22 protein-coding genes and 3 pseudogenes are annotated in these 23549 nt (G+C 42.1%); 15 read left to right on the forward strand and 10 right to left on the reverse strand.

The window, feature by feature from the left end; all coding sequences use genetic code 11:
- Window positions 1–6 precede the first annotated feature (6 nt).
- On the forward strand, window positions 7–591 hold the full coding sequence (locus tag R7040_RS18490) for a DUF3157 family protein (RefSeq protein WP_005379050.1): 585 nt from the start codon (window positions 7–9) through the stop codon (window positions 589–591).
- 33 nt (window positions 592–624) lie between these two features.
- Here R7040_RS18490 and trhA read toward each other — a convergent pair whose 3' ends face one another.
- Both trhA and R7040_RS18500 read right to left on the reverse strand, forming a co-directional pair.
- The gene (trhA, locus tag R7040_RS18495) at window positions 625–1278 is read right to left on the reverse strand and encodes a PAQR family membrane homeostasis protein TrhA (RefSeq protein ID WP_025768918.1); all 654 of its coding nucleotides are present in this window, start codon (window positions 1276–1278) and stop codon (window positions 625–627) included.
- Between the two features lie 70 nt (window positions 1279–1348).
- A complete protein-coding gene (locus R7040_RS18500) occupies window positions 1349–2155 on the reverse strand; it encodes a sporulation protein (RefSeq protein ID WP_025768919.1) in 807 nt (268 codons plus the stop codon).
- A gap of 296 nt (window positions 2156–2451) precedes the next feature.
- On the opposite strand from R7040_RS18500, the gene R7040_RS18505 reads away from it, so the two are divergent.
- From R7040_RS18505 to R7040_RS18525, 5 genes are all read left to right on the forward strand, one after another.
- Entirely contained in the window at window positions 2452–2619 is a 168-nt protein-coding gene (locus R7040_RS18505; RefSeq protein WP_005379043.1) for a hypothetical protein, read from the forward strand.
- Between the two features lie 166 nt (window positions 2620–2785).
- A complete protein-coding gene (locus R7040_RS18510; RefSeq protein ID WP_005379040.1) occupies window positions 2786–3052 on the forward strand; it encodes a YihD family protein in 267 nt (88 codons plus the stop codon).
- A gap of 308 nt (window positions 3053–3360) precedes the next feature.
- Window positions 3361–4782 (forward strand): cytochrome c oxidase accessory protein CcoG, encoded by a 1422-nt coding sequence (gene ccoG, locus R7040_RS18515; RefSeq protein WP_318081522.1) that lies wholly within the window; start codon window positions 3361–3363, stop codon window positions 4780–4782.
- A gap of 53 nt (window positions 4783–4835) precedes the next feature.
- Window positions 4836–5822 (forward strand): serine/threonine protein kinase, encoded by a 987-nt coding sequence (locus tag R7040_RS18520; RefSeq protein WP_005379037.1) that lies wholly within the window; start codon window positions 4836–4838, stop codon window positions 5820–5822.
- 34 nt (window positions 5823–5856) lie between these two features.
- The gene (locus tag R7040_RS18525; RefSeq protein WP_005379036.1) at window positions 5857–6459 is read left to right on the forward strand and encodes a thiol:disulfide interchange protein DsbA/DsbL; all 603 of its coding nucleotides are present in this window, start codon (window positions 5857–5859) and stop codon (window positions 6457–6459) included.
- 46 nt (window positions 6460–6505) lie between these two features.
- Here R7040_RS18525 and R7040_RS18530 read toward each other — a convergent pair whose 3' ends face one another.
- A complete protein-coding gene (locus R7040_RS18530; protein ID WP_017821568.1) occupies window positions 6506–7384 on the reverse strand; it encodes an acyltransferase in 879 nt (292 codons plus the stop codon).
- A gap of 149 nt (window positions 7385–7533) precedes the next feature.
- On the opposite strand from R7040_RS18530, the gene R7040_RS18535 reads away from it, so the two are divergent.
- Window positions 7534–8490 (forward strand): DUF2860 domain-containing protein, encoded by a 957-nt coding sequence (locus R7040_RS18535; protein ID WP_005379034.1) that lies wholly within the window; start codon window positions 7534–7536, stop codon window positions 8488–8490.
- A gap of 55 nt (window positions 8491–8545) precedes the next feature.
- On the opposite strand, the pseudogene R7040_RS18540 reads toward R7040_RS18535, so the two are convergent.
- Window positions 8546–9184, reverse strand: a pseudogene (locus R7040_RS18540) (ATP-binding protein); the annotation flags it as partial.
- Between the two features lie 504 nt (window positions 9185–9688).
- On the opposite strand from R7040_RS18540, the gene R7040_RS18545 reads away from it, so the two are divergent.
- The 3 genes from R7040_RS18545 (at window position 9689) to R7040_RS18555 (ending at window position 14640) form a co-directional block, all read left to right on the forward strand.
- Window positions 9689–11899 (forward strand): ATP-dependent nuclease, encoded by a 2211-nt coding sequence (locus tag R7040_RS18545; RefSeq protein WP_131170443.1) that lies wholly within the window; start codon window positions 9689–9691, stop codon window positions 11897–11899.
- A gap of 2 nt (window positions 11900–11901) precedes the next feature.
- Entirely contained in the window at window positions 11902–13692 is a 1791-nt protein-coding gene (locus R7040_RS18550) for a UvrD-helicase domain-containing protein (protein WP_131170444.1), read from the forward strand.
- A gap of 702 nt (window positions 13693–14394) precedes the next feature.
- The gene (locus R7040_RS18555; protein ID WP_025767079.1) at window positions 14395–14640 is read left to right on the forward strand and encodes a DUF1040 family protein; all 246 of its coding nucleotides are present in this window, start codon (window positions 14395–14397) and stop codon (window positions 14638–14640) included.
- A 62-nt stretch (window positions 14641–14702) separates the two neighbouring features.
- Here R7040_RS18555 and R7040_RS18560 read toward each other — a convergent pair whose 3' ends face one another.
- Window positions 14703–14879, reverse strand: a complete 177-nt coding sequence (locus R7040_RS18560; RefSeq protein WP_153904563.1) for a hypothetical protein — start codon at window positions 14877–14879, stop codon at window positions 14703–14705.
- Between the two features lie 429 nt (window positions 14880–15308).
- On the opposite strand from R7040_RS18560, the gene R7040_RS18565 reads away from it, so the two are divergent.
- Window positions 15309–15608 (forward strand): hypothetical protein, encoded by a 300-nt coding sequence (locus R7040_RS18565; RefSeq protein WP_031858044.1) that lies wholly within the window; start codon window positions 15309–15311, stop codon window positions 15606–15608.
- A gap of 234 nt (window positions 15609–15842) precedes the next feature.
- On the opposite strand, the gene R7040_RS18570 is transcribed toward R7040_RS18565, so the two are convergent.
- Window positions 15843–17480, reverse strand: coding sequence for a P-loop NTPase fold protein (locus tag R7040_RS18570; RefSeq protein ID WP_023622828.1), 1638 nt, complete (start codon window positions 17478–17480; stop codon window positions 15843–15845).
- A gap of 391 nt (window positions 17481–17871) precedes the next feature.
- On the opposite strand from R7040_RS18570, the gene R7040_RS18575 reads away from it, so the two are divergent.
- Entirely contained in the window at window positions 17872–18138 is a 267-nt protein-coding gene (locus R7040_RS18575) for a hypothetical protein (protein ID WP_318096927.1), read from the forward strand.
- A 231-nt stretch (window positions 18139–18369) separates the two neighbouring features.
- Here R7040_RS18575 and R7040_RS18580 read toward each other — a convergent pair whose 3' ends face one another.
- Both R7040_RS18580 and R7040_RS18585 read right to left on the reverse strand, forming a co-directional pair.
- Window positions 18370–18831 carry a hypothetical protein gene (locus R7040_RS18580; RefSeq protein WP_318096928.1) on the reverse strand — a complete coding sequence of 154 codons (462 nt, stop codon included), beginning with the start codon at window positions 18829–18831 and terminating at the stop codon, window positions 18370–18372.
- 87 nt (window positions 18832–18918) lie between these two features.
- Window positions 18919–19358: pseudogene (locus R7040_RS18585) on the reverse strand (transposase); the annotation flags it as partial.
- 271 nt (window positions 19359–19629) lie between these two features.
- Here R7040_RS18585 and R7040_RS18590 point away from each other — a divergent pair.
- The 3 genes from R7040_RS18590 to R7040_RS18600 all read left to right on the forward strand — a co-directional run bounded on the left by R7040_RS18590 (window position 19630) and on the right by R7040_RS18600 (window position 21463).
- A complete protein-coding gene (locus tag R7040_RS18590) occupies window positions 19630–20130 on the forward strand; it encodes a hypothetical protein (RefSeq protein WP_100661858.1) in 501 nt (166 codons plus the stop codon).
- Between the two features lie 13 nt (window positions 20131–20143).
- Window positions 20144–20695: a YfbU family protein gene (locus tag R7040_RS18595; protein ID WP_100661857.1), complete on the forward strand. Its 552-nt coding sequence runs from the start codon at window positions 20144–20146 to the stop codon at window positions 20693–20695.
- Between the two features lie 81 nt (window positions 20696–20776).
- Complete coding sequence (locus R7040_RS18600) at window positions 20777–21463, forward strand: hypothetical protein (RefSeq protein WP_318096929.1); 687 nt, start codon at window positions 20777–20779, stop codon at window positions 21461–21463.
- A 123-nt stretch (window positions 21464–21586) separates the two neighbouring features.
- Here R7040_RS18600 and R7040_RS18605 read toward each other — a convergent pair whose 3' ends face one another.
- Both R7040_RS18605 and R7040_RS18610 read right to left on the reverse strand, forming a co-directional pair.
- Window positions 21587–22954, reverse strand: a complete 1368-nt coding sequence (locus tag R7040_RS18605) for a tyrosine-type recombinase/integrase (protein ID WP_131170363.1) — start codon at window positions 22952–22954, stop codon at window positions 21587–21589.
- A 59-nt stretch (window positions 22955–23013) separates the two neighbouring features.
- A pseudogene (locus tag R7040_RS18610) lies at window positions 23014–23541 on the reverse strand (hypothetical protein); the annotation flags it as partial.
- Window positions 23542–23549: the final 8 nt, after the last annotated feature.

A 23549-nucleotide genomic window follows, 5' to 3' on the forward strand; every position in this document is an offset into this window, starting at 1 on the left:
ATAACAATGAAAACATGGATTACTCTGGCGACCCTACTTGCCGCCTCATCCACATACGCCGCCGAGGTCATCACTTTAGCCGATGGTCGAGAAGTGAAGTTGAACGATGACTTTACCTGGGAATACGTCATGAAAAAACCGGCGCAGCAAGCGACGGAGACACAAACAACAGCAAGCGTAGTTGAAACAATCGCAGCTCCTGCGATTGCGACAATTCCAGTGGTAACGAAAACCGTTGGCACGACCGTGGTGGTAAACGCCAAAAAGCCAACCATGCAGCTATCAGATTCAGGTGTGGATGTATTGATTGGTTCAGCAAGCTATCAAAGCGGTGAGCTTATTTTGCCTACATCAATCACTAACCAAAGCTCTCAATCTGTCATTCAAGTGGAAGTTGAGGTGCAAGTGTTTGATATGTCTGGTCAGCAACTGGCAAAAGAAAACGTGACGGTTTGGCAATCCATCAAGCGCATGGCGGATACCTACCTGCGACCACAGCAAGCGGAACAAGGTAAGAGCATTAAATTGGCTGTACCGCAATCACAGCAATACCAGTTTTCTGCCAAAGTGCTAGAGGTAAAAACTCGCTAATACGTGTTTAATATTCTTTGTTGAGCCTATCGGCTAGATAGGCTCAACAAAGTAATAAATCGCAAAGAAATGGCACACGCAGCCAGCCAAAACAAAGCCGTGCCAAATCGCATGGTTAAAGGGAATGCGCTTCGCAACGTAGAAAATCACGCCCAGTGAATACACAACTCCACCAGCAGCAAGCAGTGTAAGTCCGCCGACGTCCAAGTTGATCGCCAACTGATAAATCACAATCAACGATAACCATCCCATCACTAAATACGTCATCAAAGAAAGCTTTTTAAATCGATAGACGAACGCAACTTTCATGATGATGCCGATCAACGCAATGCTCCAAATAACGATCATCAACCCAAATGCTAGAGGTGTTCTTAAGCTGACTAACAAGAAAGGGGTATAGCTGCCTGCTATCAAAAGGTAAATAGCACAGTGGTCGAAGGTTTTTAGCCAACGTTTCGCTTTGGGATGAGGGATCGCATGATAGAGCGTCGAGGCCAAAAATAGCACGATAATACTCGCACCATAAATCGCCATACTGGTAAGCGTTAAAGTGTCAGCTTGATGGTCTATGGCTTTAACTAACAGCAGTATCAAGCCAACAATACCAAAAATCATCCCTATACCGTGGGTGATGGTATTGGCCAGTTCTTCACGTTGACTGTATTGAGGTTTCTGCAGCTCGGACATCAATGCGCCTATACTAGAGTTTGAAATTTGCTCTAGTATGGCACATTAGGCTTACACGTGTAAGCTTAAATTAAGACTCATGAACGGCAGTAGTTTGATCGAGATAATTGAGTACCAGTTCGCCAACTTGATCTGGCTTAGTCGTGGCAGGAATGGTCAGCTCTCGCTTGAGTTTGCCACTACTCAGTAAGCTCGCGAGCATGCCACCTTGCCCCTTGCGTGTGCGGTCAACTTCAAACCACAACTTGAGCTCTTGCTCACTGCGGTGGGCAACAAATTCTAATTCGCGCCACACGCCGTGGTAAGGTCCGTCGGTTGGCACCAGTTCAAACTCTTGCACAAATGGTAGATCGAATCCTTTCACTTCCTCGCATTCCACCTGGCGAATTCGTAAACCTTGCGCTTCAAATGCAGATAGTACCGCATCCATCAGTGGATCAGGTCGAACGGTGAGGATGTCTTTATCAGTCGGATCCAAAGCAGCGGCAACGTCTAAGCCGGTTTCTAACCATACTTTGGCATCACCAATGGTGATAGGCGTGTTCCAAGGCACATCGAGCTTAACATCGAAGGTACGCTCTTCGCCGGAATGGATGGTAAATGCGTAAGGGAGACTCCACTTAGCAAGCACATGAGTTTGAGGTACTCGGCGCATGCTGTGTCCTTCTCGCGCACCACGGTCATCAGGGGCTTCTGCGATGTAGCGGCAACAGAGTTTTAAATCAATGTTGTCGATCGCTTGTTCAGTCGCACCACCATATACATGGATAGACACATCCACACTTTGACCTGGGTATAGCACGTCTTGGTTTAAGATTGAGTCGACCTTCGCGCTCCCAATCCCAAAACTGGCAAGTGTCTTCTTCAAAAATGACATAGGCACCTCCTTCATCGAGATCTCATACTACTACTGCTGATCGTGGGATCAAACAAAAATTGCCTCGAACATCGCGACAAAATGACAAAATCTAAACAATTCAATTGCTCAACTATCGACCAATTATTACAAGGATGCTAATCTTACACTTGATATGCATGCATATCGGTATTCCTGACTCATTAACTGGATTGGCGAGAGCCAGAAGAGTGATTCTTCAATCTTGTTGGAGCCTAGCTCATAATGATTCAGGCCATTACATCGGCAATGGATATGCCTGACAGTTAGGTAAATTAATGCGCCCAACAACAGTCAGGTTCGCACACACTAATACTAGTGCAATGCGCCGCCGCAGTGGCTTTACTACTGCACCAAAGGCAAAGCAAGTTGCGCCAGCAATGACATTGGTTGAGAAGACAGCAATGATGTCGAGTGTTCCGGCCAAAGTTATCAAAGCAGCTTAATCAAAAGCGCGGCGCCAGCTGCGCTTTTTTCTTTGCACGCGACTCATAAAGCTTCAAAGACTTAGAACAAACTACAGTGAAAGAGATCGTTTTTCCTATTTGGTCTTAGCAAAGCAATTTGGTACCTTTACTGCTAATTACACCTATAAATTCTGTGGAGAAAGAAATGAAGTGTCATCGCATTGAAGAGCTGCTTGAGCTACTAGAGCCTGAATGGCATAAAGATCAAGAGCTGAACCTCTTGCAGTTCATCGTTAAGCTGGCAAAAGAAGCAGGCTATAAAGGAAAGCTAGAAGATCTGACCGACGATGTACTGATCTACCACCTTAAAATGCGTAATAGCAGCAAAGATGAAATGATCCCTGGACTCAAAAAAGACCAAGAGGACGATTTTAAAACGGCGATCCTACGCGCTCGTGGCATCATCAAATAACCAGCTCAACAGCCAGTATTCTTTAAGCGACTCTCTCTGTGAGTCGCTTTTTTATAACCAAAGTTTTTAGTCCCACAATTGGTTATAACTGTTCAGCCAATTATCAGGTTAACTGTACTGATTTTTGTTGTTAAACATTGACTGCGTTAAAGAAACGGAATTGTTATTGATTGTATAATCGCCGTTCATCAGTATTTACTAAAATAATTATGTTCGGTCATCTTTATGACGGAACGAGCAGCAATGTCATCGAGCGACATCAATAGAAATGACGCCGTACATTATAAAAGCCTAAGAAGGATGAGTGCATGAGTCAGGACAAGATCGATATCAAAGATGTGACTCCTAAAACCTATAATCCCAAAACCCATAAAGGAAACGGGGATCGGTTCAACCCAAGTAATCGCATCTATGTACGCGAAAGCAAAGGGACTTACCAGAAACTGCGTCGTTACGGTGGTTGGTTCTTACTGCTTCTCTTCGCTTTGATACCGTGGATTCCTTACGGTGAACGTCAAGCGATCTTGCTTGATATTGGCAACCAGCAGTTCAACTTTTTCGGTACCACCCTGTACCCACAAGATCTTACCCTACTCGCCTTGCTGTTTGTGATCGCGGCGTTTGGGTTGTTCTTTATTACCACCTTCTTGGGTCGGGTTTGGTGTGGCTATCTCTGCCCACAAACCGTCTGGACCTTCATGTATATCTGGTTTGAAGAGAAGCTGGAAGGTAGTGCCAATAAACGCCGCAAACAAGACTCCAATAAGCTGACGGCGAATTTAGCGATGCGTAAAACCGTCAAACATATAGCTTGGTTTGCCATTGCACTCGCCACTGGTTTTACTTTTGTTGGCTACTTCGTGCCAATGAAGCAATTGGTTATCGACTTTTTCACCTTTAACGCCAACTTCTGGCCCGTCTTTTGGGTAATGTTCTTTGCCATTTGTACTTATGGTAATGCTGGTTGGATGCGTTCCATCATGTGTATTCACATGTGTCCTTACGCGCGCTTCCAGTCTGCCATGTTTGATAAAGACACCTTCATCGTTGGCTACGATGCAAAACGTGGGGAAAAACGTGGCCCACGTCCGCGTAAAGCCGATCCAAAGCAGCTTGGTTTGGGTGATTGTATTGATTGTGATTTGTGTGTGCAGGTGTGCCCAACAGGTATCGATATTCGTGACGGCTTGCAGTATGAATGTATCAACTGTGGCGCCTGTATTGATGCGTGTGACAACACCATGGATCGCATGGGCTACGAGAAAGGCCTAATTAGTTACACCACCGAACATCGCTTATCGGGTAAGAGTACCAAAGTCATGCGTCCGAAGCTGCTAGGCTATGGTGTCGTACTACTCGTCATGGTCGGTCTTTTCTTTGCCCAAATTGCAGCGGTAGACCCAGCCGGCATGAGTGTTATTCGCGACCGTAACCAACTGTTCCGCGTTAATAGCTCGGGAGAAGTAGAAAACACCTACACCCTCAAAGTGATCAACAAAACTCAGCAAGTGCAAGAGTACTCGTTGGATGTTGAAGGGCTATCCGATGTAAGCTGGTATGGTAAGCAGACAATTCAGGTCCAGCCAGGTGAGGTATTAAACCTGCCAATGAGTCTTGGTGCCGATCCTGACAAGCTAAACTCTGCGATTACGACAATTCAGTTTATACTCACCGATAAGAGCAACGAATTCACCATTGAAGTAGAAAGCCGTTTTATTAAAAAACTATAGTGCTACTTCAGTGACTAACGGAAAAAGGCTCAGTAATGAGCCTTTTTGTTTATATGTCCCAAAGTATGTTTAACTTTGACGCCCTTACCCCAGACTTTATGTGGTACGCGTTAGAAAGCATCGGCGTTCGCGCAGAATCAGGCTTTCTTCCCCTCAATAGCTACGAAAACCGTGTTTATCAATTTACTGACGAAGAGCGTCGTCGTTATGTCGTCAAGTTTTACCGTCCTGAACGTTGGAGCAATGAACAGATCCAAGAGGAGCACGACTTTACTTTAGAGCTGATTGGCAATGAGATACCCGTCGCACCACCTGTGCGCATCAACGGTGAAACCCTGCATCACTATCAAGGCTATGCTTTTGCGCTGTTTGATAGCGTGGGTGGTCGCCAATACGAGGTTGACAATTTAGATCAGCTCGAAGGTGTAGGGCGTTTCCTTGGCCGCATCCATAAAGTCGGCAGCCGCCAAGCGTTCCAACATCGCCCTACGATCGGCTTACAAGAATACCTGTATCAACCAAGAGAGATTCTGCAAAACGCCAATATGATTCCAATGCACTTGGAGAACAGCTTCTTCAATGACTTGGATATGCTGATCAAATCAATTGAAAGCCACTGGCAAGAAGGCTTCAATATGATTCGTTTGCATGGCGATTGCCACCCAGGCAATATTTTGTGGCGAGATGGCCCTATGTTTGTTGATTTGGATGACGCTCGTAACGGCCCTGCAGTACAAGACTTATGGATGCTATTGAACGGTGAACGCCAAGACAAACTGATGCAGTTGGATATTGTTTTAGAGGCTTACCAAGAGTTTTGCGACTTTAATCCTGCAGAATTGAAACTAATCGAGCCACTTCGCGGTCTACGAATGGTGCACTATATGGCATGGCTAGCAAAACGTTGGCATGACCCTGCATTTCCTCTCGCTTTTCCATGGTTTAATGAGCCAAAATACTGGGAAGGTCAGGTCCTTGCATTTAAAGAGCAGATCGCCGCTTTAGAAGAAGCACCGCTGTCTTTAATGCCTCAGTGGTAAGTCAGGCCAAAAATTCAAAAATGGAGATATTTCGATGAAAAAACTGTTCGCACTGTTTTCTATGCTGATGTTAAGCCTGTCGGCACATGCAGCGCAATTCAAAGAAGGTGAACATTACAAAGTATTGGATCTTGAGGCATCAAAAAAACCTCTTGTGACGGAGTTTTTCTCTTTCTACTGCCCGCACTGTAATAGCTTTGAACCGGTTATCCAGCAACTGAAAAAGCAGTTACCAGAAGGTACTAAGCTATTAAAAAACCACGTTTCTTTCATGGGTGGCAACATGGGCCCATCAATGAGCAAAGCCTACGCAACGATGGTTGCATTAAAAGTGGAAGACAAAATGGTGCCAGTGATGTTTAACCGCATCCACAATCTAAAGAAAGCACCACGTAATGATGAAGAACTTCGTCAAATCTTCCTTGATGAAGGTGTAGATGCGAAAAAATTCGATTCTGCATTCAAAGGCTTCGCGGTTGATTCAATGGTTCGCCGTATGGACAAGCAATTTGAAAACAGCGGTCTAACCGGCGTTCCTGCGGTTATCGTTAACAACAAATACCTAGTTCAAGCACAAAGCATCAAAACGATGGATGAGTACTTCTCTCTGGTGAACTACTTGCTGACACTAAAATAAGCACATCGATATCAATCAAAAGGGGAGCACGTCGCTCCCCTTTTGTTTACTTGTAAATCTCTTGTAGTAACCGATCTTTTTCTTGCCACACATCACTCAGCCATTGTTGAAATTGCCGCTTATAGGGCTTATCGTTGAAGTAATCACCAAGCACTCTTTCATCAACGGGTAACACATTTACACGCACAACCACCTTGCTCATGCGGCCCATCAATAAATCCTTGAACGGTTTATGCGTATTTTCTGGGTACGCCAACGTAACGTCGATAATGCTCTCGAACTGTTCCCCCATCGCCGCTAACGTGTACGCAATCCCGCCCGATTTTGGTTGCAGCAAATATTGATAGTTTGCTTTACTCTTACGTTGCTTTTCTTCGGTAAATCGGGTTCCTTCGACATAGTTAACCACTGTGGTTGGAGTGTGTTTGAATTTAGCGCACGAGCGACGTGTCGTTTCTAAATCTTGACCTCGCTTATGAGGATTGCGGATCAGATACTCTCGCGAATAGCGACGCATAAATGGCATGTCGAGCGCCCAACACGCCATCCCGATGAAAGGCACATACAGCAGTTGTTGCTTGAGGAAAAACTTCGGCATGGGAATACGGTCTTTAAACACGCAGCAAAGCACAACAATATCTGTCCAACTGAGATGATTACTGATCAGCAGATACCACCCGTCTTTTTTAAGCGCTTCACCGCCCTGAACATCCCACTCAACACGGTTAGATACCGCCAGAATGCACGCATTAACGGTAGCCCATAACCACATCACCTTATTGGCACAAACGGTCGCTATCGCTTTTAGCTTTACGCCAGGAAGCAATATTTTAAATACTGCGATAACACAAATTGCGAGTGAACAAACCGCAGAATTGAGAATCACAAAAGAAGCGTTAAAAAAAAATAACAAATATGCCAACATGATAGTCAAACAACAGTGATAATGTGTGAAGAATAAAACAGCGTGTAATTATACTGCGCCTTTGCCACATTGGAACATGCGTGGAAATGGTCAGATTTGTTACCGCAACCAATATGTGCACCACTCATTCGACAACAAGGAGATAACGAATGAAACCAAGGCTACTTCTCTTGCCTTTGGCCTTTGTCGTCAGTTCTGCTCAGGCTCAACTCGCTGAAACCGCAGGTTTTGGCGGTGAAATTTCGCTGAATGCCGGATTCATATCATCAGAATCCAATTTCAATACAGAAAATAGTAACACCATCGATTCTCTCGATAAGCGTGCCGATAGTGACAGTTCCGTTATCGCTGCACCGCTAGGGAGTGTGACATACACCTTTGGTAGCCGACTCAACCACCAAGTTTACGCCGGTACCACACGCTCAGATGTCGCGGTAGGTACACTCGCTTTTCAGTTGGGCTATCAACACGAGCTACAATCTGGCACCGTGCTCGATGTTTCCTATCTGCCGACGGTACTCAAAGGCGAAACTTGGCGCAACCCTTATCAAGTAGGAACCGCACGTAAAGAGACGGATGTTGACGGCAATGCGTATCGCTTTCAGATCAAAGGGTTGATTGATAAGAACTTCAACCTTGATCTTGCTTATGCTGATAAAGACATCGAGCAGGAGGAAGTGACAGACCGCTCACTTGCTCGCGATGCTAACCTTTACTATGTCAAAGGCGACTATCGCATTCCACTCAACCAAACATCTATGTTGCAACCCGCTTTCACCTACATCAATCAAGATGCCGACGGTAAGGCGGAGTCATTTGATTCGTACGGATTTGACATTAGCTGGTTTAAATTTATCAACCGTCATCGATTGGCCCTCACCGCGGGTTATGCATGGAAAGACTATCAAGCAGCTAGCCAAACTTTTGCTAAAACACGAAATGACGACACCATCAGCCTATTTGCGGCCTACGAATATCAAAACGTATTTGACTGGCAAGACTGGTCGTTCATTTCTTTAGCCGGCTATAGCCAAACTGACTCGAATATCACGTTTTATGAGGAGAAAGAGTACCTATTGTCGCTTGGTCTCAACTACACCTTCTAACGTCCTTCATCGCAACAAGGTGCTTACAACACTTGTTGCGATGACACTTTGCTGTCTATACCGCTTGCGCCGTAAGCTGTTTCAGCAAACGGTCCATCGCTCGATACCCAAGCGCCTCGGCCAAGTGCGTTCGTTCAATTTGCTCCGCCCCATCCAGATCGGCGATTGTTCGCGCCACTTTGATAATACGATGATATGCACGAATCGAGAGCCCTAAACGATGCAAAGCGGTTTCAAGAAACTCAGCATCACTCTTATGCAAGGGACAAAACGCCTCAATTTCTCGACTACCTAGCAGTGCATTGACCTTACCACTGCGGTTTAGCATATTGTTACGCGCATGGCTCACACGCGCTTTTACGATAGCAGTCGGCTCACCGCGATCACCACCTTCTGCTAATGTCCCTTTGGGCAAAGCTGGGATTTCTAAAGACATATCAAAGCGATCTAACAGTGGTCCAGATAATCGACCAAGGTAGCGCAAAATAGCTTGTGGATTGGTGCGCGCTTGATTGCCTTCGTAATATCCTGTCGGGCTTGGGTTCAAGGCTCCGACTAATTGGAAACGAGCCGGAAAGCGTGTTTTACCTTGCGCTCGAGAGATAATGATCTCTCCAGATTCGAGCGGTTCGCGTAACGAGTCCAGAACTTTACGATCAAATTCGGGCATTTTCCTAATATCGAGTTTGAGTAATAAATATTGTCAATTTGAGGCATTGAGTGTTGTGATTGATATCTGAGTTAGTGGAGCGCATCGCTTCAGATGCTAGCAGAACGATAAGCCATTTATTTTTCTATTTAGTCGAGTAAGTAGCTATGTTATCCGTTCAATCTGACGTCTTCACTTAGCCCCTCCCATGAATGAATATTCACTTAATCGTCAGGTGCAACAACTGATTCAATCACAGATTTCAGATGGAGAACGAAACTACCAACTAAAACAGTTATGCCCCATTCCTTGTTTCGACCGATTCAACACATACATCACAAAGGCTTCATTTGACTTATTTTTCTAATCTAACTATGTGACCAAATATACCAATCCACTACAGCCTTAGCTAGGGCAATGTACGAAGCGCACATCAATATGAACCTTATGACAAGTTCGTTACTATTCAACTCTAATATGCTGATTTTGTTTTAAATAGCACCTCGATAATATAAAATTATTTGAGTATAAATTGATTGTTGAGGCCATATGCACATCACCAAACTATCCCTAGTCAACTATAGAAACTTTAATAATGTTAAACTTCTGTTTAATAAGGGAATAAACACCATAATTGGTGAGAATGGATCTGGTAAGACTAACTTATTCCGAGCGATGAGATTGTTGCTTGATAGTTCAATGCCTCGTTTCGCGACGAAATTGGCAGAAGGCGATTTTTGTAGAGCACTTGGCGATTGGCGTGGTCATTGGATTATCATTAGTCTTGAGTTTGATGATATTGCGGGTGATGAAGCCAGTCAGTCTTTATTCCTCCATGGTGTGGGAAATGCGGAAGATGAAGTTGTCTCTAGAGCAACGTACAATCTTATTTTTAGGCCTAAGGCATACGTTAGACAGGCTTTAGCACAACTTCCAACAGGGGATCTAGCCGCATTAGAGAGTTACTTGGGTAGTATAACTATCGATGACTATGAAACGGTCCTAACAGGCAAAAGTGTCGCTAATTTTAATGATCCCAGTGTCTACAAGAGTATAGTTGGTGACTTTGAAAGGGTAGATTTTCCTACTGCGTTAAATAACCCAGTTGTTGGTATACGCTTACCAAATATCCTTAATATGCCCAATGAAGTTTCGTTTACCTTCATCAAGGCACTAAGAGATGTAGTATCGGACTTTAATAGTAATAGAACCAATCCTCTGCTCACTCTACTAAAAAGTAAATCGGGTGATATTACTCAGTCTGATTTCCAACCTATTGCAGATCTGATTGGAACACTGAACAATGAAATTGAAGGGCTACCTGACATCTGTGCAATTCGTGATGATATTGTAACTACGGTGGGAGATACGGTCGGCGATACATATTCTCCAAATTCAATCTCTATTCGATCAAGTTTGACTGATGAGTCAGACCAACTTTTCCGGTCATTAAAGCTTTTTGTCTCTGAGTCTAGTGATGGTTATGAAGGTGCTATCCATGAAATGAGCTTAGGCGGTGCAAACTTACTGTATCTCACATTGAAGCTACTAGAGTTCAAGTACCAAAAGGCTAACCAATCAATTGCAAATTTCTTGTTGATTGAAGAACCTGAAGCACACATACATACTCATATTCAAAAATCGCTTTTCGACAACATTAACTACGAAAACACTCAGATTATTTATTCAACCCACTCTTCACATATTTCAGAAGTAAGTAATATCAACAATATGAACATCATTGGTCTTGTCAATGGTGTTTGTGAGGTATTTCAGCCGTCATCGGGGCTTAGTGATGAACAAATTGGCTTTGTACAACGATATCTAGATGCGATACGAAGCAACTTACTATTCGCACGAAGTGTCGTGCTAGTTGAGGGGGATGCTGAAGAGATTCTTATTCCTATTCTACTGAAAAAGGTTCTAGGGTTAAGTTTAGACGAAATTGGTATCAGTTTAGTTAATATTCGGAGCACTGGTTTCGAGAATATTGCAATGTTATTTAACAATGAAAGAATCAAAAAACGTTGCAGCATTATCACCGACCTAGATGAAACCTTCTTTGATACTACGATTTATCCTACAGATAGTGACGCAGATAGAAAGAAGAAAGAGAAAGCCCTCGGCTCTGAAGAAACTGGCTTTGCTCGTAAAGGAAGGCTTGATGGCTTCTGTCAAAATAACCCTTGGATTTCGATTTTTTATGCAAAACATACTTTTGAGGTTGATTTCATACAATCATCCAACAGCGATTACCTCAAGATGATTGTCAGAGATGTGTACACTCAGCCAGCTACTGTAAATGCTGCTACAACAGAGCTATCTTCTACTGATATTGCTATCTCAGGCTCAAGAGCATTAACTATGGCGAACTATCAAGGTAAAGGTTGGTTTGCCCTTACACTTAGTAAAGTGATTGACTTTAAAGTAGCTATTCCTGAGTACATTTTCGATGCTATCAAGTTTGCGCATGGTGACTTCAATGCAGAACTCACTTTCAAAATACTCAAGCACCGTTACGAATCAGTTATTGAACATGTCAAAGATGGCCTGGACATAATTGAGCGTTTAGATGAAGAAGGCAACGTTAGCCTAAAACAAGAATGGGAAGCATACTTGGCTCCATATGAAAGTGGTTTAGCGGCATTTACTCCTAAATGGGAAGCTTTTAACCCATTAGGTGGCGATATAAATGTTCTAAAAGCTCAACTGATGAACGACCTGCCTACTGAAAACAATGACATTTTAACAAGGATCTGATCATGTTTGTGTGGGATGAGGAAGACCTAAACGATGAGCAAGTAGCGGCGATTAGTGAGCCGAATAATGTGTTTTTGGTAGCATGTCCGGGAAGTGGTAAAACTCGGACTCTTACCTACAAAATTGCTCTTGAGCTTTCGAGGTTAGACACCATCAACAAATGGGTCGTTGCTATTACTTATACGCATAGAGCTGCTGATGAGATACGTGAGCGCATTGAAACTCTTGGTGTAGATACATCACAACTGTGGATAGGCACAATTCACGCATTTTGTTTAGAGTGGATATTGAAGCCATACAGTCTATACCATGACAAGCTGAAGCACGGATTTAAAATAATCAACTCTTATGACTCTGAAGAAATTATTTCCCGAATATGTTCTAACATACGTACCGAGCGTATTCGCTATGGAGAGTGTAGTCATTACTACACACCAAGGGGCTTAGAGCTGACTTGCGCAGGAAATAAGACTTCACTAGTTAGGCAGGTATTAGGTGACTATCACCTTCATCTTGAAGACAATAGTCAGATCGATTTTGAGCAGATTCTATATTTTTCTTATGAGATATTGGCCAGTAATGCAGCGATCGCTAAGATAATAGCTAATCTATTCTCGTATGTTCTTATTGATGAGTATCAAGACACCAAAGAGATACAGTATTCAATTGTTGCTAGCGTTATAAAAGCTAGCCGAGGTGGTGTAAAAACGTTCATTGTTGGAGACCCAAATCAAGCTATTTACGGTTCACTCGGGGGCTACGCAATAACACAACAGGAACTTGAGCAAATAACCGAAGTATCATTTACGCCAATGGCTTTAGATAAAAATTATAGAAGCTCAAGCAGGATTATTGATTACTACAGCAATTATAATGTTATTCCTAGCGCAACTGTTGCTGAAGGTAAGTATAAAGACCATCTGAGTGTTATTACTTATGATCAGGTTACTCATAAGGATTATTTAGTTGAGCAAGTTAGTAGGCATATTGAGCATAGTGTTGAGAATTTGGGTATCTTGGAAAAAGAGATTTGTGTTATAGCACCTTGGTGGATGCACTTGGCTGCGCTAACCCGTAACTTAGTAAACCGATTACCGCAATATAGCTTTGATGGTCCGGGTCTAGTTCCATTCTCAAGAGATATTGATAACTTTTGGTTTAAGTTGACTCAAATCATTTTAACAGAGCCATCACCTAACATGTATGTTAAGCGTCTTCGGTGGGCATCTGATATCTTATTTGACATGGAACTTGCACAGGTAGATGTCAACTCGATAACCTCAAAACAGCTACTTAAAACCATCAACTCTATTTCAATAGATGAAGACGATGGTTTGACTTATCTACGTTCATTTTTTGATGAATTACTACATGCTCTGGGAATAGACTTTGCCTTATATCCAATGTTAAAGGAACATCATGATTCATTCTTTAACAGTACACAAAATCGAATTGAACGTCTGAGGAACGAAAGTGCACTATTTGCTACAGATATAGAGGCATTTCGCAGAGCGTTTAAACCTAGGACTGGTATTAAAGTGTCAACGATACATGGGGTAAAAGGAGGTGAATATGATGTCGTCATCTCTTTTGGTCTGCTACAAGGTTTAGTGCCAAATTTCAATGATTCTTCCGTTGAAAGTTCAAAGAAACTGCTATACGTGATAGGTTCTAGAGCTAGAAAAAATCTGCACCTTATTTCAGAAAAAGGAAGAATGTTTGGCTTTGGTCGATATAGAAGCGAGCGTCAGCCTACAGAAGTCCTGTGCAACTTAGTCTACACATACGATTAATTTATCGCCTTAAAACTAGATGTTGCCTAGCTTTAGACAGATGGGCAATATCTAACTCGCAATCTATTTATTGGTGTTTTCAATACCTGAGCTAATTCAGTAACGGCTAAATTAAGTGATGGCTCTAAGTTATTTTTGTCCAAGAGTGTGCTGTGCATTAATGGCAAACCTTTCTTGATTCCTTCTCCGAACTAAAAAGCTCATCACGCAGGTTGCGTGACGCAACTTGCGCGATGAGTTTGCTCTTATTTGTGGAAAAGACCAAGTAATAACTAAGTAAAGATATCGTTCCAATCAGGTTTATATTGTCTTTTTATCTATGGGGCACGTCCTCTAGACTAAAGTGCCTTCAACGCTTTAGGTGCTAACAGGTTCCTGCACAAACAAAATAGATACAAATTGGTTGAAGGGAGATTGCATCCTGCATTTTCTACATGCGATACCAAAATTTATGCATATTTTTGGTATATATACTAAATTCAACGTTACTTTTGGTATTTGAGCTCAAATACACGACCAGAAAAGTGTGAAATACCAAAACTAGAGTTAAATTTTGGTATTGGTTTTAAACAGTAATACTTTGGGGAACACCTCAATTAAGATGTATGTCCGCTAGACGTGTTGCCCCTTGGCGCTGATAATTAACATCATAAAAATTAATTCAAATATGTATTTTGACGTTAGACCACAAGGAGCATATCAATGCGCGACCCTAAAAGAATAGAAACTACGCTTTCACTTTTGAAGGAACTTTGGAGCAACAATACTGACCTTCGGTTCAATCAGTTGATATATAACCTTCAACGAGAGTTTTCACTCGAGAACGATGGTAAAGGGCAAATCACGGAAATCTCGCAAGAGGGTATTCAGCATGTTGGTTATGATCTGTTTTACATAGAAGATGACATTTTCATTCAATTTCTAGAGAGGAAGCTAACGCAACAATAGCGCTAGTTTTTGGCTAGATAACAAAACACCTTTGAAGGCTGTGAAAGAATTACTAGTGATTGCTATTCAGCGTGAACTGCCTTAGTAAATGCAACGCACATCTGTTGTATAACATTACGGCGGACTTTCTTGATCTTGGGGGCACGATGCTCACTGACAATAACTCGACTCATCAAGCGAGTAACTGCTTCACGACGCTGTTGGTCGGAAAGGTGAATTTTTTTAGTTTCTTGTTTCATGTCATATATCTTAGATGGCGAGCCGCGGATTTCATCCGATGACGATGATAAGTAAATATAGCTTTGACATTGTTACGTGTCTACACTCATCTACATCACTTAAGTTTAGGTTCGGCAATTGGATTTTTTGCTAATTCAGCGTGAAAATTATTGATGCAGTAGTACATGCATCGTCTTTCGTAAATCTTCTTTGCCCCATTCTGTGCCAGCGTCAATTGAGCCTGTTCCCTTTTGCTCTGCCTCATGACTTAGTTTTTACTAATACGTTTAACGTGTCTACATAAGAAGGATACTTCGCTGAGTAACAATGAAAATTTAGCGACTTTGTTAATTGTTCAGTTGCCTATAGGACAGCTATAATTTCAGCTACTACTTAGTTGTTATTTGGTACTAAGTAATGATTAATCTTATCAGCGACAGGAGTTCACAATGAAAGTTTATGGACAAAAAACGATAGAGGTCGTTGTTGATCGATGTTGTGATATCTGTGGTACTAGTGTGATGGTCGTCGATTCAAATGGCGTTAAGTTAGAAGAGGTTGGTGAACTGACTGCTAACTGGGGATTTGGGTCAAAAATGGACGGTATTACCCACCACCTCGATATGTGTGAAAGTTGTTTTCAAGTTGCATTATCTGCTCTAAAGGAGCATCGTAGAAGCATTGTGATGTTCGATGATGAGCAAGACCTTCCCGATGAAAAATTTGGTCAACAACCTGTTGGTGGCTAAAATCAGACTCGCTTGTTAGTGAAAAAAGCCGTTTCCCAATTGTGCAACAGCCTGTTGCACAAATCAGTCAAAATCAAAAATGCCCCATTTCTTGTTGGCGAAAGTGAATCAAATCAGCCTCACACCGATAATTTTCGTTAGATTTCCTAATGTCAAACATGTGCCGAAGACAGAATAAGGACAGGCTGTCAGGTGCAATGTGAAATGCCTTGTCTGACAGCCGGAGAACATGGGTTAAATGTCCAAAGCAGTACTGAGTTCTACGAGGTCTTTGTAGAATGAGTATCTACTTTCCACCCCCTCATACTTCAAACCAAGCGAAACAATATCTCCCTGATGTTTGATGAATATTTCTCGTCGCTTGTCAGACCCTCTTATTGGTTCGGACACTTCAGTAGCCGTAGCCTTTAGATTTTCTTTTGCGTTGGTACAGATAACTCTCGCAAGCTCTGCATCAAAATGATGAGTATGTATCCTCTCAAACAGGGAACGAACCTCGATGTCGTAGACCGAGTTTTGGAAAGACAAATAGGTCGGATGAACGTCTGAGAGTGCGGAATAAGCGTAATCATCAGCATCGACAACGAGCTTCAACGTTACTCCGCCCCAGTTAAGTAGTTGATCAAACCTCTCCATTGGCGAACCCTGGTACTCAAGGTTTTTAGATATCATTGGTACATGCTGAAGCTGATCATAGAGATTAAAGTGTTTTTCCTTCAAACACATTAAAACAGCCAAATAATAAACATCTAAAGACCTTTCAGAGCCTAGGTTATCGACAATGGACACCAGTCGTTCTGTTATTTGAATTGATTCTCTTTCTGATAGCTTTAGTGCGTGATAAATGGTGGAAAGGTTTTCCAAGTGCACGTTACCATCCATAGGCATTGGCCAGATCCCAATTCCTTTTTGGCTCAAAGCGTCCAATGACAGCTTGTCTAGATCACAATGGACTGACAGTAGTTCTTTCAACGGCATTTTCTTCAATGCGTATCGTGTATTAAAGAAACGCCCCAGATAGATATCTGCATCAAATCCCTGTCCATAGACTACCCTCACCGCATGCTGAAGCTGCCTTGTATCAGTTGCTACAACAAACACTACGCCTTTAATGTCGAAGATGTGCTTAATAATCTCCAGCATTTCAACGGCATAGCTAGGGCGACAACGGTCTAATTCATCAATGAAGACAAAGGCTGGATATTGTTTATCCGTAAAACCTTTAACTGCTTCCAGCCACTGACTCACACTCTGTTTCAATGCAGAAATGGCTTTCGCCTTGCCTTCATGTTCATCTAACATGTACTGCACAGCTTTAGACGCAGCAGCACTCATGTCCAAAGCATTGCCGTCTTCATCCTTGATGTCTGACTCAGCACTTGCTCCTTCTGCGTCATTCATAACAGCAGCAAAATCAATACCGGTAAACTTCTTAGTCACGCCACCGACTACTGCTGGAGCTAGAGCCTTAAATAGACCGCCAGCTTTACCAATTACACTGATCGCAGTATTGCTCTCAGCTCTACCAGCTTGCTCTCTCAACTGACTTACCATTGATGAAATCACCGTCATCAACGGGTCATCTGAATAGTCCTGTTGCCATGCATCAACGTAGACAACAGGATGATGTGCTTTGAGGTCTTCTGCCCAGCGTTTAAGAAAGTACGTCTTACCGCTGCCCCATTCGGAGTTCAGGTTGAGTACGTAATTACGCTTCTTGTCTTCACCGTCTCTGCTCTCGTCATAGCCTTTAGATGCGAGAAAGTTTGATAGGTACTGAGCGTATTTAGCTCGGTTTAGCGTGTCTTTGGGATAGTGAGCACCATCAATATCGACTGGCTGACTCCAATTAATAACTACGTCGTTTGGCATATAAACTCCGATGCATTTTAACTGTCTGCATGGTCTAACTTTTCATCATAAAAATCAATCTGATGCATATAACCCAATGCATTTACTTGATAGCAGTCGTAAGCATGGGTACAGCAAGGGTGAAAACAGGGAAAAACACATGAAGAAAAAACCACAGAGGGGGAGAGAGGGTGGGAACTTTGCTGGACAGCTTGTTGCCCACTTTCCCCCACTATAATAACTAATGGATTTTAGTCCTATTCGTTTTTTTGTCCTAAATAGCTTCTGTCCATCTTTGAGCTAACTGATGTCGCTAGCTCAGAAATGCCCCTTTCCTTGTTTCAGAGCTAATTTCTAGTTGCTCACTATGCTATAAATTATCTAATGTCATTTTTGAATCGAGAAGTAAGTTATGAGTAAAAAACTGCTGTCAGAAAAAGACCTTTTAGAAGGATTAACAAGTCATACTGCGCACACCGATGAATTCGTGACTACAAGTGAAAAAGATTGGGGGGCTTATTCGGAAGGTGCGGATAAGGCGGATATTGACTTTCTAGTTGAACGACGTGATGTTTTTGACTCTTCCCGAATTGAATTTGAGGAAGATGAACAAGACCGAGAACTAGTTAAGCAAAGAGAAAACTCCCCAGAAATTGACGTTGATATTGAAGAGTTGTGAACCAGTATGTTTGTGTTTCGGAGTTAATCACCAGAATCAAAAATGCTCCAAGTGTATCAACTTCTCATTTGTTTGAATTGCCACCCGACCGAAAAATAACAAAAGTTAGATTTAGCGATGATATGAGCGTAAAAGCTACGCTTTAGTCACTTAAATTGGATCATTTAGGGCTGGATCTATACGAACGAGCTAAAGAGCAGAGTAAATATTTAATAGTAACTAAGAATATGCCTAACTCTTCTTTGAGAGATCCAGAGCTATGGTAGATTGATAGAACGGAGCTGAGTAATCCTGAAAGATATGGTTGAATTGCTCACGGCTATCAAGCACAAAAGCAACTCGAACGTGGTCTAGGTTGTATGTCGTCAAAACAGAGCGTAACCAACCCGCCAACGAACTCTCCAAAAGCGCTCTACAGCCTACGAACCACACCCATGTTTGCCGATCACTTCGAATAACATCTAAGATTTCTGACTTGTATCGATAACCATCTCCCATTGAAGTTAGGTCGATGTACACAACATTAGCTCCCAGTCCATGGTTAATGCGATTGTACGTATCTTGAAGTTCTTTACCGCATTCACTATCAAATGTGTGAAGCCTCATTACGCCCAACTCCCAATAGCCGTGTATTAAGCGTTCTGGCGTACCTACAGGCCAGCTATCAAAGGTGTATAAGTTATCTTTACGCATCTACGAAACTTATTTTTATGAACGGATTAGAGAAGTGAAGCCCAATGGCTGGACACATAAGCCAATATCTTAAGTGATTGAACCAGCTCATGCAGCGTAGCTCTGTCTGTCAAAGTAGACTTAATCAGGGTGAGGTCATTGAGTACCTGGTGTTTACGCTCCTCATTATAAAACACCATGTAGTGCCCGATTTCAAGCTCTGCTTCACGGGGTGTGCTGTAATCTTTTAAGCAAATCTCCTCGTATTACAGACTTCTCAATAGTCGCTCAAAAAAAAGATTGTCAATCCAGCGACCTTTTCCGTCCATGTTGATCCATATCCCCCTGATTGAGCAACCTCTGTGTGAACTCAGTGCTAGTAAACTCGCAGCCCTGATCGGATAAAGATATCGGGTGGTCCGTAGTATTGGAGCACCTCTTCGAGAGCCACGATACATAAAACTTGTACCCATGGTGTTCGATAACCGCGAGGACAACACCTTACAGTTATATCAGTCGATAATGACAACCAAGAACAGGAACCCTTTTGTTGATAGTTCGTTCATTTACAAGAAAGTTTGTCACTTTTTTCTCTGTCGGTTTAAGTTGACAGAGGTGATATGAACTGCCTATAGCAAACACGCCTTTGCCCCAAGATCGTTTAGTACGGACGTGTTGAACACTTTTTCATGTCAATTCTTGACCTACATATACTAATAGCAGATTATGAACCTAGTTGAACCATTACGATTATGCAGACATATTCTGAAATTTGTGAGTGGAAGAAGGATAAGACCTATAGAACAACCTGAGGAAAAAATGGAAAGTATATTATCAATACTAGGATCGGTTGCATCTATTGGGGCTGCGATATGGGCATTTATCGAAGCTGGTAAGGCTGCTGATTCCGCGTCTCAGGCAGTACAAGTTAGAGACGAGATGATTGATCGTAGACGTTTAGTTGAAGTTTCAAAAGTTCATGCCCAAACAGATAGAATTTTATCTGCTGTTTCGAAGATAGGACCGTCATGTAATATCAAAAAGCTAAAAGGTGTTGACTTTCATGGCATCGCAAAGGAAGTAGAGGAGTATGCAAGGTTTCTGAATGAGCAAAGCTCAAATTTCTCTGATCTCTTCGTAAATAAAGCTAGTGCACTGTGTAATGAGTTAAATGAGGATATTGAAGCGTTATCAGATGCTTCTGACCCAGAATCGATTAAAGAGGTTGGGAAGAGGATTTATTACAAGATTAATAGCTTCATGCCCTTTGTGAAAGATCTCGCTGACGAGCGTCAGGAACGTCCTGTCTCAGCTAAATAACTTGGAAGGTAATATGAAAATATCAGATGGTGAAAAACTAATACTCCTGATGCTAAGTGAACTGTATGAGAACCTAGAAATAGACGGTGAAATTGAGCCAAAATTTATCCAGTCCGCAATTTTTAGTAATAACTTATGGGCAATACCATGGAAGTATTCTGGGATACCTTTTGAGGATCAAGATGATCCAGAAATTGTTAGAGAGGTCCTTGATATATTGGATATGTGGAGTTTTATTGAGCATAGTTATGCGCAGTTGTCAGACGAAGAAAAAGTACATTTAGAAGAGGCGGCGAAACCGTTTGGAAAAGACCCTAAGTTTCCTGGGTTTGACGGAAATAATGAATCTTCGTATATGGGGATTGCATCTTTTATTGTTAATGATTTAGAGCGATTCGAAGAGTTCAAAGGTAGAAATTTTAATTCTCATTGTCCATCTTTGGATGGGCATGGAAGAATGCTTTCCGTTTTCGAAGATATTCGAAAAAACATGAACTTTGGCCCATTATCTGTTGATGAGTTAATCCGCATTCTTAAAGAGCGAATTCATCCAAGCAACAGATAAAATGCCTAACAAGCAAACGCAGCGGACACCAAAAAGCGGCGCTCGCTGCTTTGGGGGTTAGGTTTCTCGAGGAAATGGTTAGTGAAATTTTTGAACAAAGGGTTGCTGCTTCTTAGCTTTCTTTGTCTCTTGCTAATTCTGAAAAGTAGTGAAGAAAAGCTCCTGTTGGATAGTGCTGGATTCCTTTTTCAGCAATTTAAACTTGGGAACGAGATTGTTTTTAACTTGTCATGTGGGATGCTCATAAGCATTTGGTTTTACTTTTTGGTTGTTTGGCTACCGGAGCAAAAGAACAAGAAGCGAGTTAAAACTCACTTTATATCTCAATATGCAGAGTTTAAACGTCATTTAATTATGCATATCGTTGGTGCATGCCGAGAGCCTGACAGCGCTGATTTAATCGAAAATTTGATGGATCCTCAGGCATTTAAAGTCTATTTCAAAGAAAAAGTAACAGTAAACCAAGAGCGTTGGCATGTGTTCCTAAATAATATCGATAAAAACCTCTTGGTCGACATTCTTAATGAATTTGAGGCATTTAAAGACGCTACATATTATTTACTCGGTAGCGTACAAGTCGATGATGACGAAGTGTTCTCATTTCTACATAGGATAAACACTATATCTATTACCTTCAAAGGCGTTAGTGTTGAAGGTGATAGCTTGAAGCAACTTTCTCGGTTGCTTTGGGAAATGTTGGCTGGATTTAGTGGGATTGATGGTTATCGAGATTATGACTATTTCGATAAAATGTTCCGTAAAATCTAGCTCAAACATACAAACGTCTAAAACTTCAACATACTTTTCCTAACCTTACAGAAAATCTGTAGAGCATCAGTTCTAAAACGTTTCTGTCCAAAAATGAGTTACATGACCGCTTGGTGATGGCTTTTACTGTGACGAAGATACTATGCTTTTATCTATATCAGATTGAAAAGCTGCCAATAGTTTCTTCATCTCACCGAGCGCTGCGGTAGGCGTTAACTCCTTCCTTGCTATCTGTTCTTCTAACAACTCAATCTGACGCTTTGCTAAGTCAACACTCGACTTTAGAGATACCGCATTATAAACCTCTGTGTAGCCATGGATATCAGCAAAGGCAAGGTCAATATAAGTATCCAAAGAGCTAAGGTTTGTATGGCCTGTCCACTGCTTAAGCTGCATTTTAAATGTTTGTGTATTAAGCAGATGTTTTCGGAATTCGTCCTTATCATTCACTTCTTTAGTGGCAAGAATAAGCTCTTTGAGCTTGTCTGTGATGAAAGCGTGTCTCCACAAGTGCGGGTGCAGTTCTCCTTCGATACCAAGCTCTTTTTTCCATGCGTTTATGTACGTTGTCCATGAATCGGCAGATAGGCGTAGACCTGTTTTTAAGCTGATAAAGAGGTAGTCATGCTGAGCTTTTTTCTTCCTCATGACTTTCTTGCGAACTTTGATGTAATCCGCAATCACCGATAATAAAAGGTGTGGGACAGGTATCTTTCGAGTGGTGTTATCATCTTTGCGTTTTAAGGTGGTAAGAGTGAGCATACCTGTGCGTCTAGCTTCCTCGTAATCGGTAATTTTAATCAAATGAAGCTCGGACACTCGACCACCCAACTGCTCCATTGCAGTATATAACGCCATGTCTCTTCTACGTTTATCTTTGTTTTCCTGAGTCTTTATATGTTCCCAAACACGCAAAGCATCATCAGAAGAAACTGGATGACGTTTCTTGATCTCATCTTTAGTTGGCACAGCAGGGTGCGTAATTTTAGTTCCTTCAATGAACCCTTTAGAGCCTTCCTGTTTGCGCTTGTAATACTTTTCAAGTATCTGAATTGAATTGCCTTTGTCTTTACCAATAAAAGCACTCAAATCATGAAACGCTTGGATAAACTGCAAAAAATCCAGACAGGTATGGGCAATCTTTATAACGGAGTTATTCTTGCGTTTTAGTTCGCCAAGTGGCGTTCTCTCTGCCTGCAGTGACTGAACGAAAAGGGTGAATGTTGCGTCTGTAAGTTGGCTAAATCGGCTCAATAGCGGCTGTTTTTCAATAAAGTGAACCAAGTGGATGATATCGTGGGCATACCCTCGAATAGTGTCACTTTTTAAGTTTCTCACCATCAAACTATGGATGTAGGCATTGGCTTCATAGCAAGGAGTATGATTACTGTAGGTTATGAAAGGAATGTCCAGAGGTTTACGAAAGACAAGCTTGCCATCGAACCCAAGATGACTCCATTGCTCAAAGTCTTTAAGCTTACGAACCGCCATTAAACTTCTCCATTCAAAGTTTCAATTAGATCCGCGAGCTGTTCTAGCTTCGAACTCAAAAGTTCGCCATCCAGCATATGGCTCAACTCTGCTTCAATCTTCCGGTTGTGATCTCGATAAAGCTCCAGTCGCTCCTCCACTGTTCCTTCATGTACCGCGAGTTGTTTTAACTTGGAGCGTAATTCCGAAATAATCACAAGCGTTAGAAAATTGCTGCGCTGTGCAGCATCTAACTCCGATTCAAGCTCAGAAACTTTGTGCTTTAAACCCACGACAGTTTGCTTGTTGCCTTTGGAAGCTTTCTCATCGTGATGTGCAGCCTCTATCGCCAGTTTTGCATTAATGCGAAGTTCATCTAATGATAAGAAACCTCTTTCCAGAAGTGCTTCTGAGATGCTTTTGACCGTGTTTAATGAGCATGATGTGATGTTGCGCTCTTGATTCTGATATTTAGCGATACCCGATTGAGACTTGAGCGCCTTTAGTAGTTCTTCATCATTTTTAAACTCAGCAGGGGTTGTGATGATTTCCCTTAACAGCTTTTCTGTCTCAAGTATTTTCGTTTGGTTTTTCTCTAAAACTTTCATTGTCCCAA

Source organism: Vibrio sp. 1069 (assembly GCF_033340555.1).

Coding starts and splice junctions, on each gene's coding strand:
- R7040_RS18490 (WP_005379050.1), top strand. CDS start 7: ATGAAAACATGGATTACTCTGGCGACCCTACTTGCCGCCTCATCCACA.
- trhA (WP_025768918.1), bottom strand. CDS start 1,278: ATGTCCGAGCTGCAGAAACCTCAATACAGTCAACGTGAAGAACTGGCC.
- R7040_RS18500 (WP_025768919.1), bottom strand. CDS start 2,155: ATGTCATTTTTGAAGAAGACACTTGCCAGTTTTGGGATTGGGAGCGCG.
- R7040_RS18505 (WP_005379043.1), top strand. CDS start 2,452: ATGCGCCCAACAACAGTCAGGTTCGCACACACTAATACTAGTGCAATG.
- R7040_RS18510 (WP_005379040.1), top strand. CDS start 2,786: ATGAAGTGTCATCGCATTGAAGAGCTGCTTGAGCTACTAGAGCCTGAA.
- ccoG (WP_318081522.1), top strand. CDS start 3,361: ATGAGTCAGGACAAGATCGATATCAAAGATGTGACTCCTAAAACCTAT.
- R7040_RS18520 (WP_005379037.1), top strand. CDS start 4,836: ATGTCCCAAAGTATGTTTAACTTTGACGCCCTTACCCCAGACTTTATG.
- R7040_RS18525 (WP_005379036.1), top strand. CDS start 5,857: ATGAAAAAACTGTTCGCACTGTTTTCTATGCTGATGTTAAGCCTGTCG.
- R7040_RS18530 (WP_017821568.1), bottom strand. CDS start 7,384: ATGTTGGCATATTTGTTATTTTTTTTTAACGCTTCTTTTGTGATTCTC.
- R7040_RS18535 (WP_005379034.1), top strand. CDS start 7,534: ATGAAACCAAGGCTACTTCTCTTGCCTTTGGCCTTTGTCGTCAGTTCT.
- R7040_RS18545 (WP_131170443.1), top strand. CDS start 9,689: ATGCACATCACCAAACTATCCCTAGTCAACTATAGAAACTTTAATAAT.
- R7040_RS18550 (WP_131170444.1), top strand. CDS start 11,902: ATGTTTGTGTGGGATGAGGAAGACCTAAACGATGAGCAAGTAGCGGCG.
- R7040_RS18555 (WP_025767079.1), top strand. CDS start 14,395: ATGCGCGACCCTAAAAGAATAGAAACTACGCTTTCACTTTTGAAGGAA.
- R7040_RS18560 (WP_153904563.1), bottom strand. CDS start 14,879: ATGAAACAAGAAACTAAAAAAATTCACCTTTCCGACCAACAGCGTCGT.
- R7040_RS18565 (WP_031858044.1), top strand. CDS start 15,309: ATGAAAGTTTATGGACAAAAAACGATAGAGGTCGTTGTTGATCGATGT.
- R7040_RS18570 (WP_023622828.1), bottom strand. CDS start 17,480: ATGCCAAACGACGTAGTTATTAATTGGAGTCAGCCAGTCGATATTGAT.
- R7040_RS18575 (WP_318096927.1), top strand. CDS start 17,872: ATGAGTAAAAAACTGCTGTCAGAAAAAGACCTTTTAGAAGGATTAACA.
- R7040_RS18580 (WP_318096928.1), bottom strand. CDS start 18,831: ATGCGTAAAGATAACTTATACACCTTTGATAGCTGGCCTGTAGGTACG.
- R7040_RS18590 (WP_100661858.1), top strand. CDS start 19,630: ATGGAAAGTATATTATCAATACTAGGATCGGTTGCATCTATTGGGGCT.
- R7040_RS18595 (WP_100661857.1), top strand. CDS start 20,144: ATGAAAATATCAGATGGTGAAAAACTAATACTCCTGATGCTAAGTGAA.
- R7040_RS18605 (WP_131170363.1), bottom strand. CDS start 22,954: ATGGCGGTTCGTAAGCTTAAAGACTTTGAGCAATGGAGTCATCTTGGG.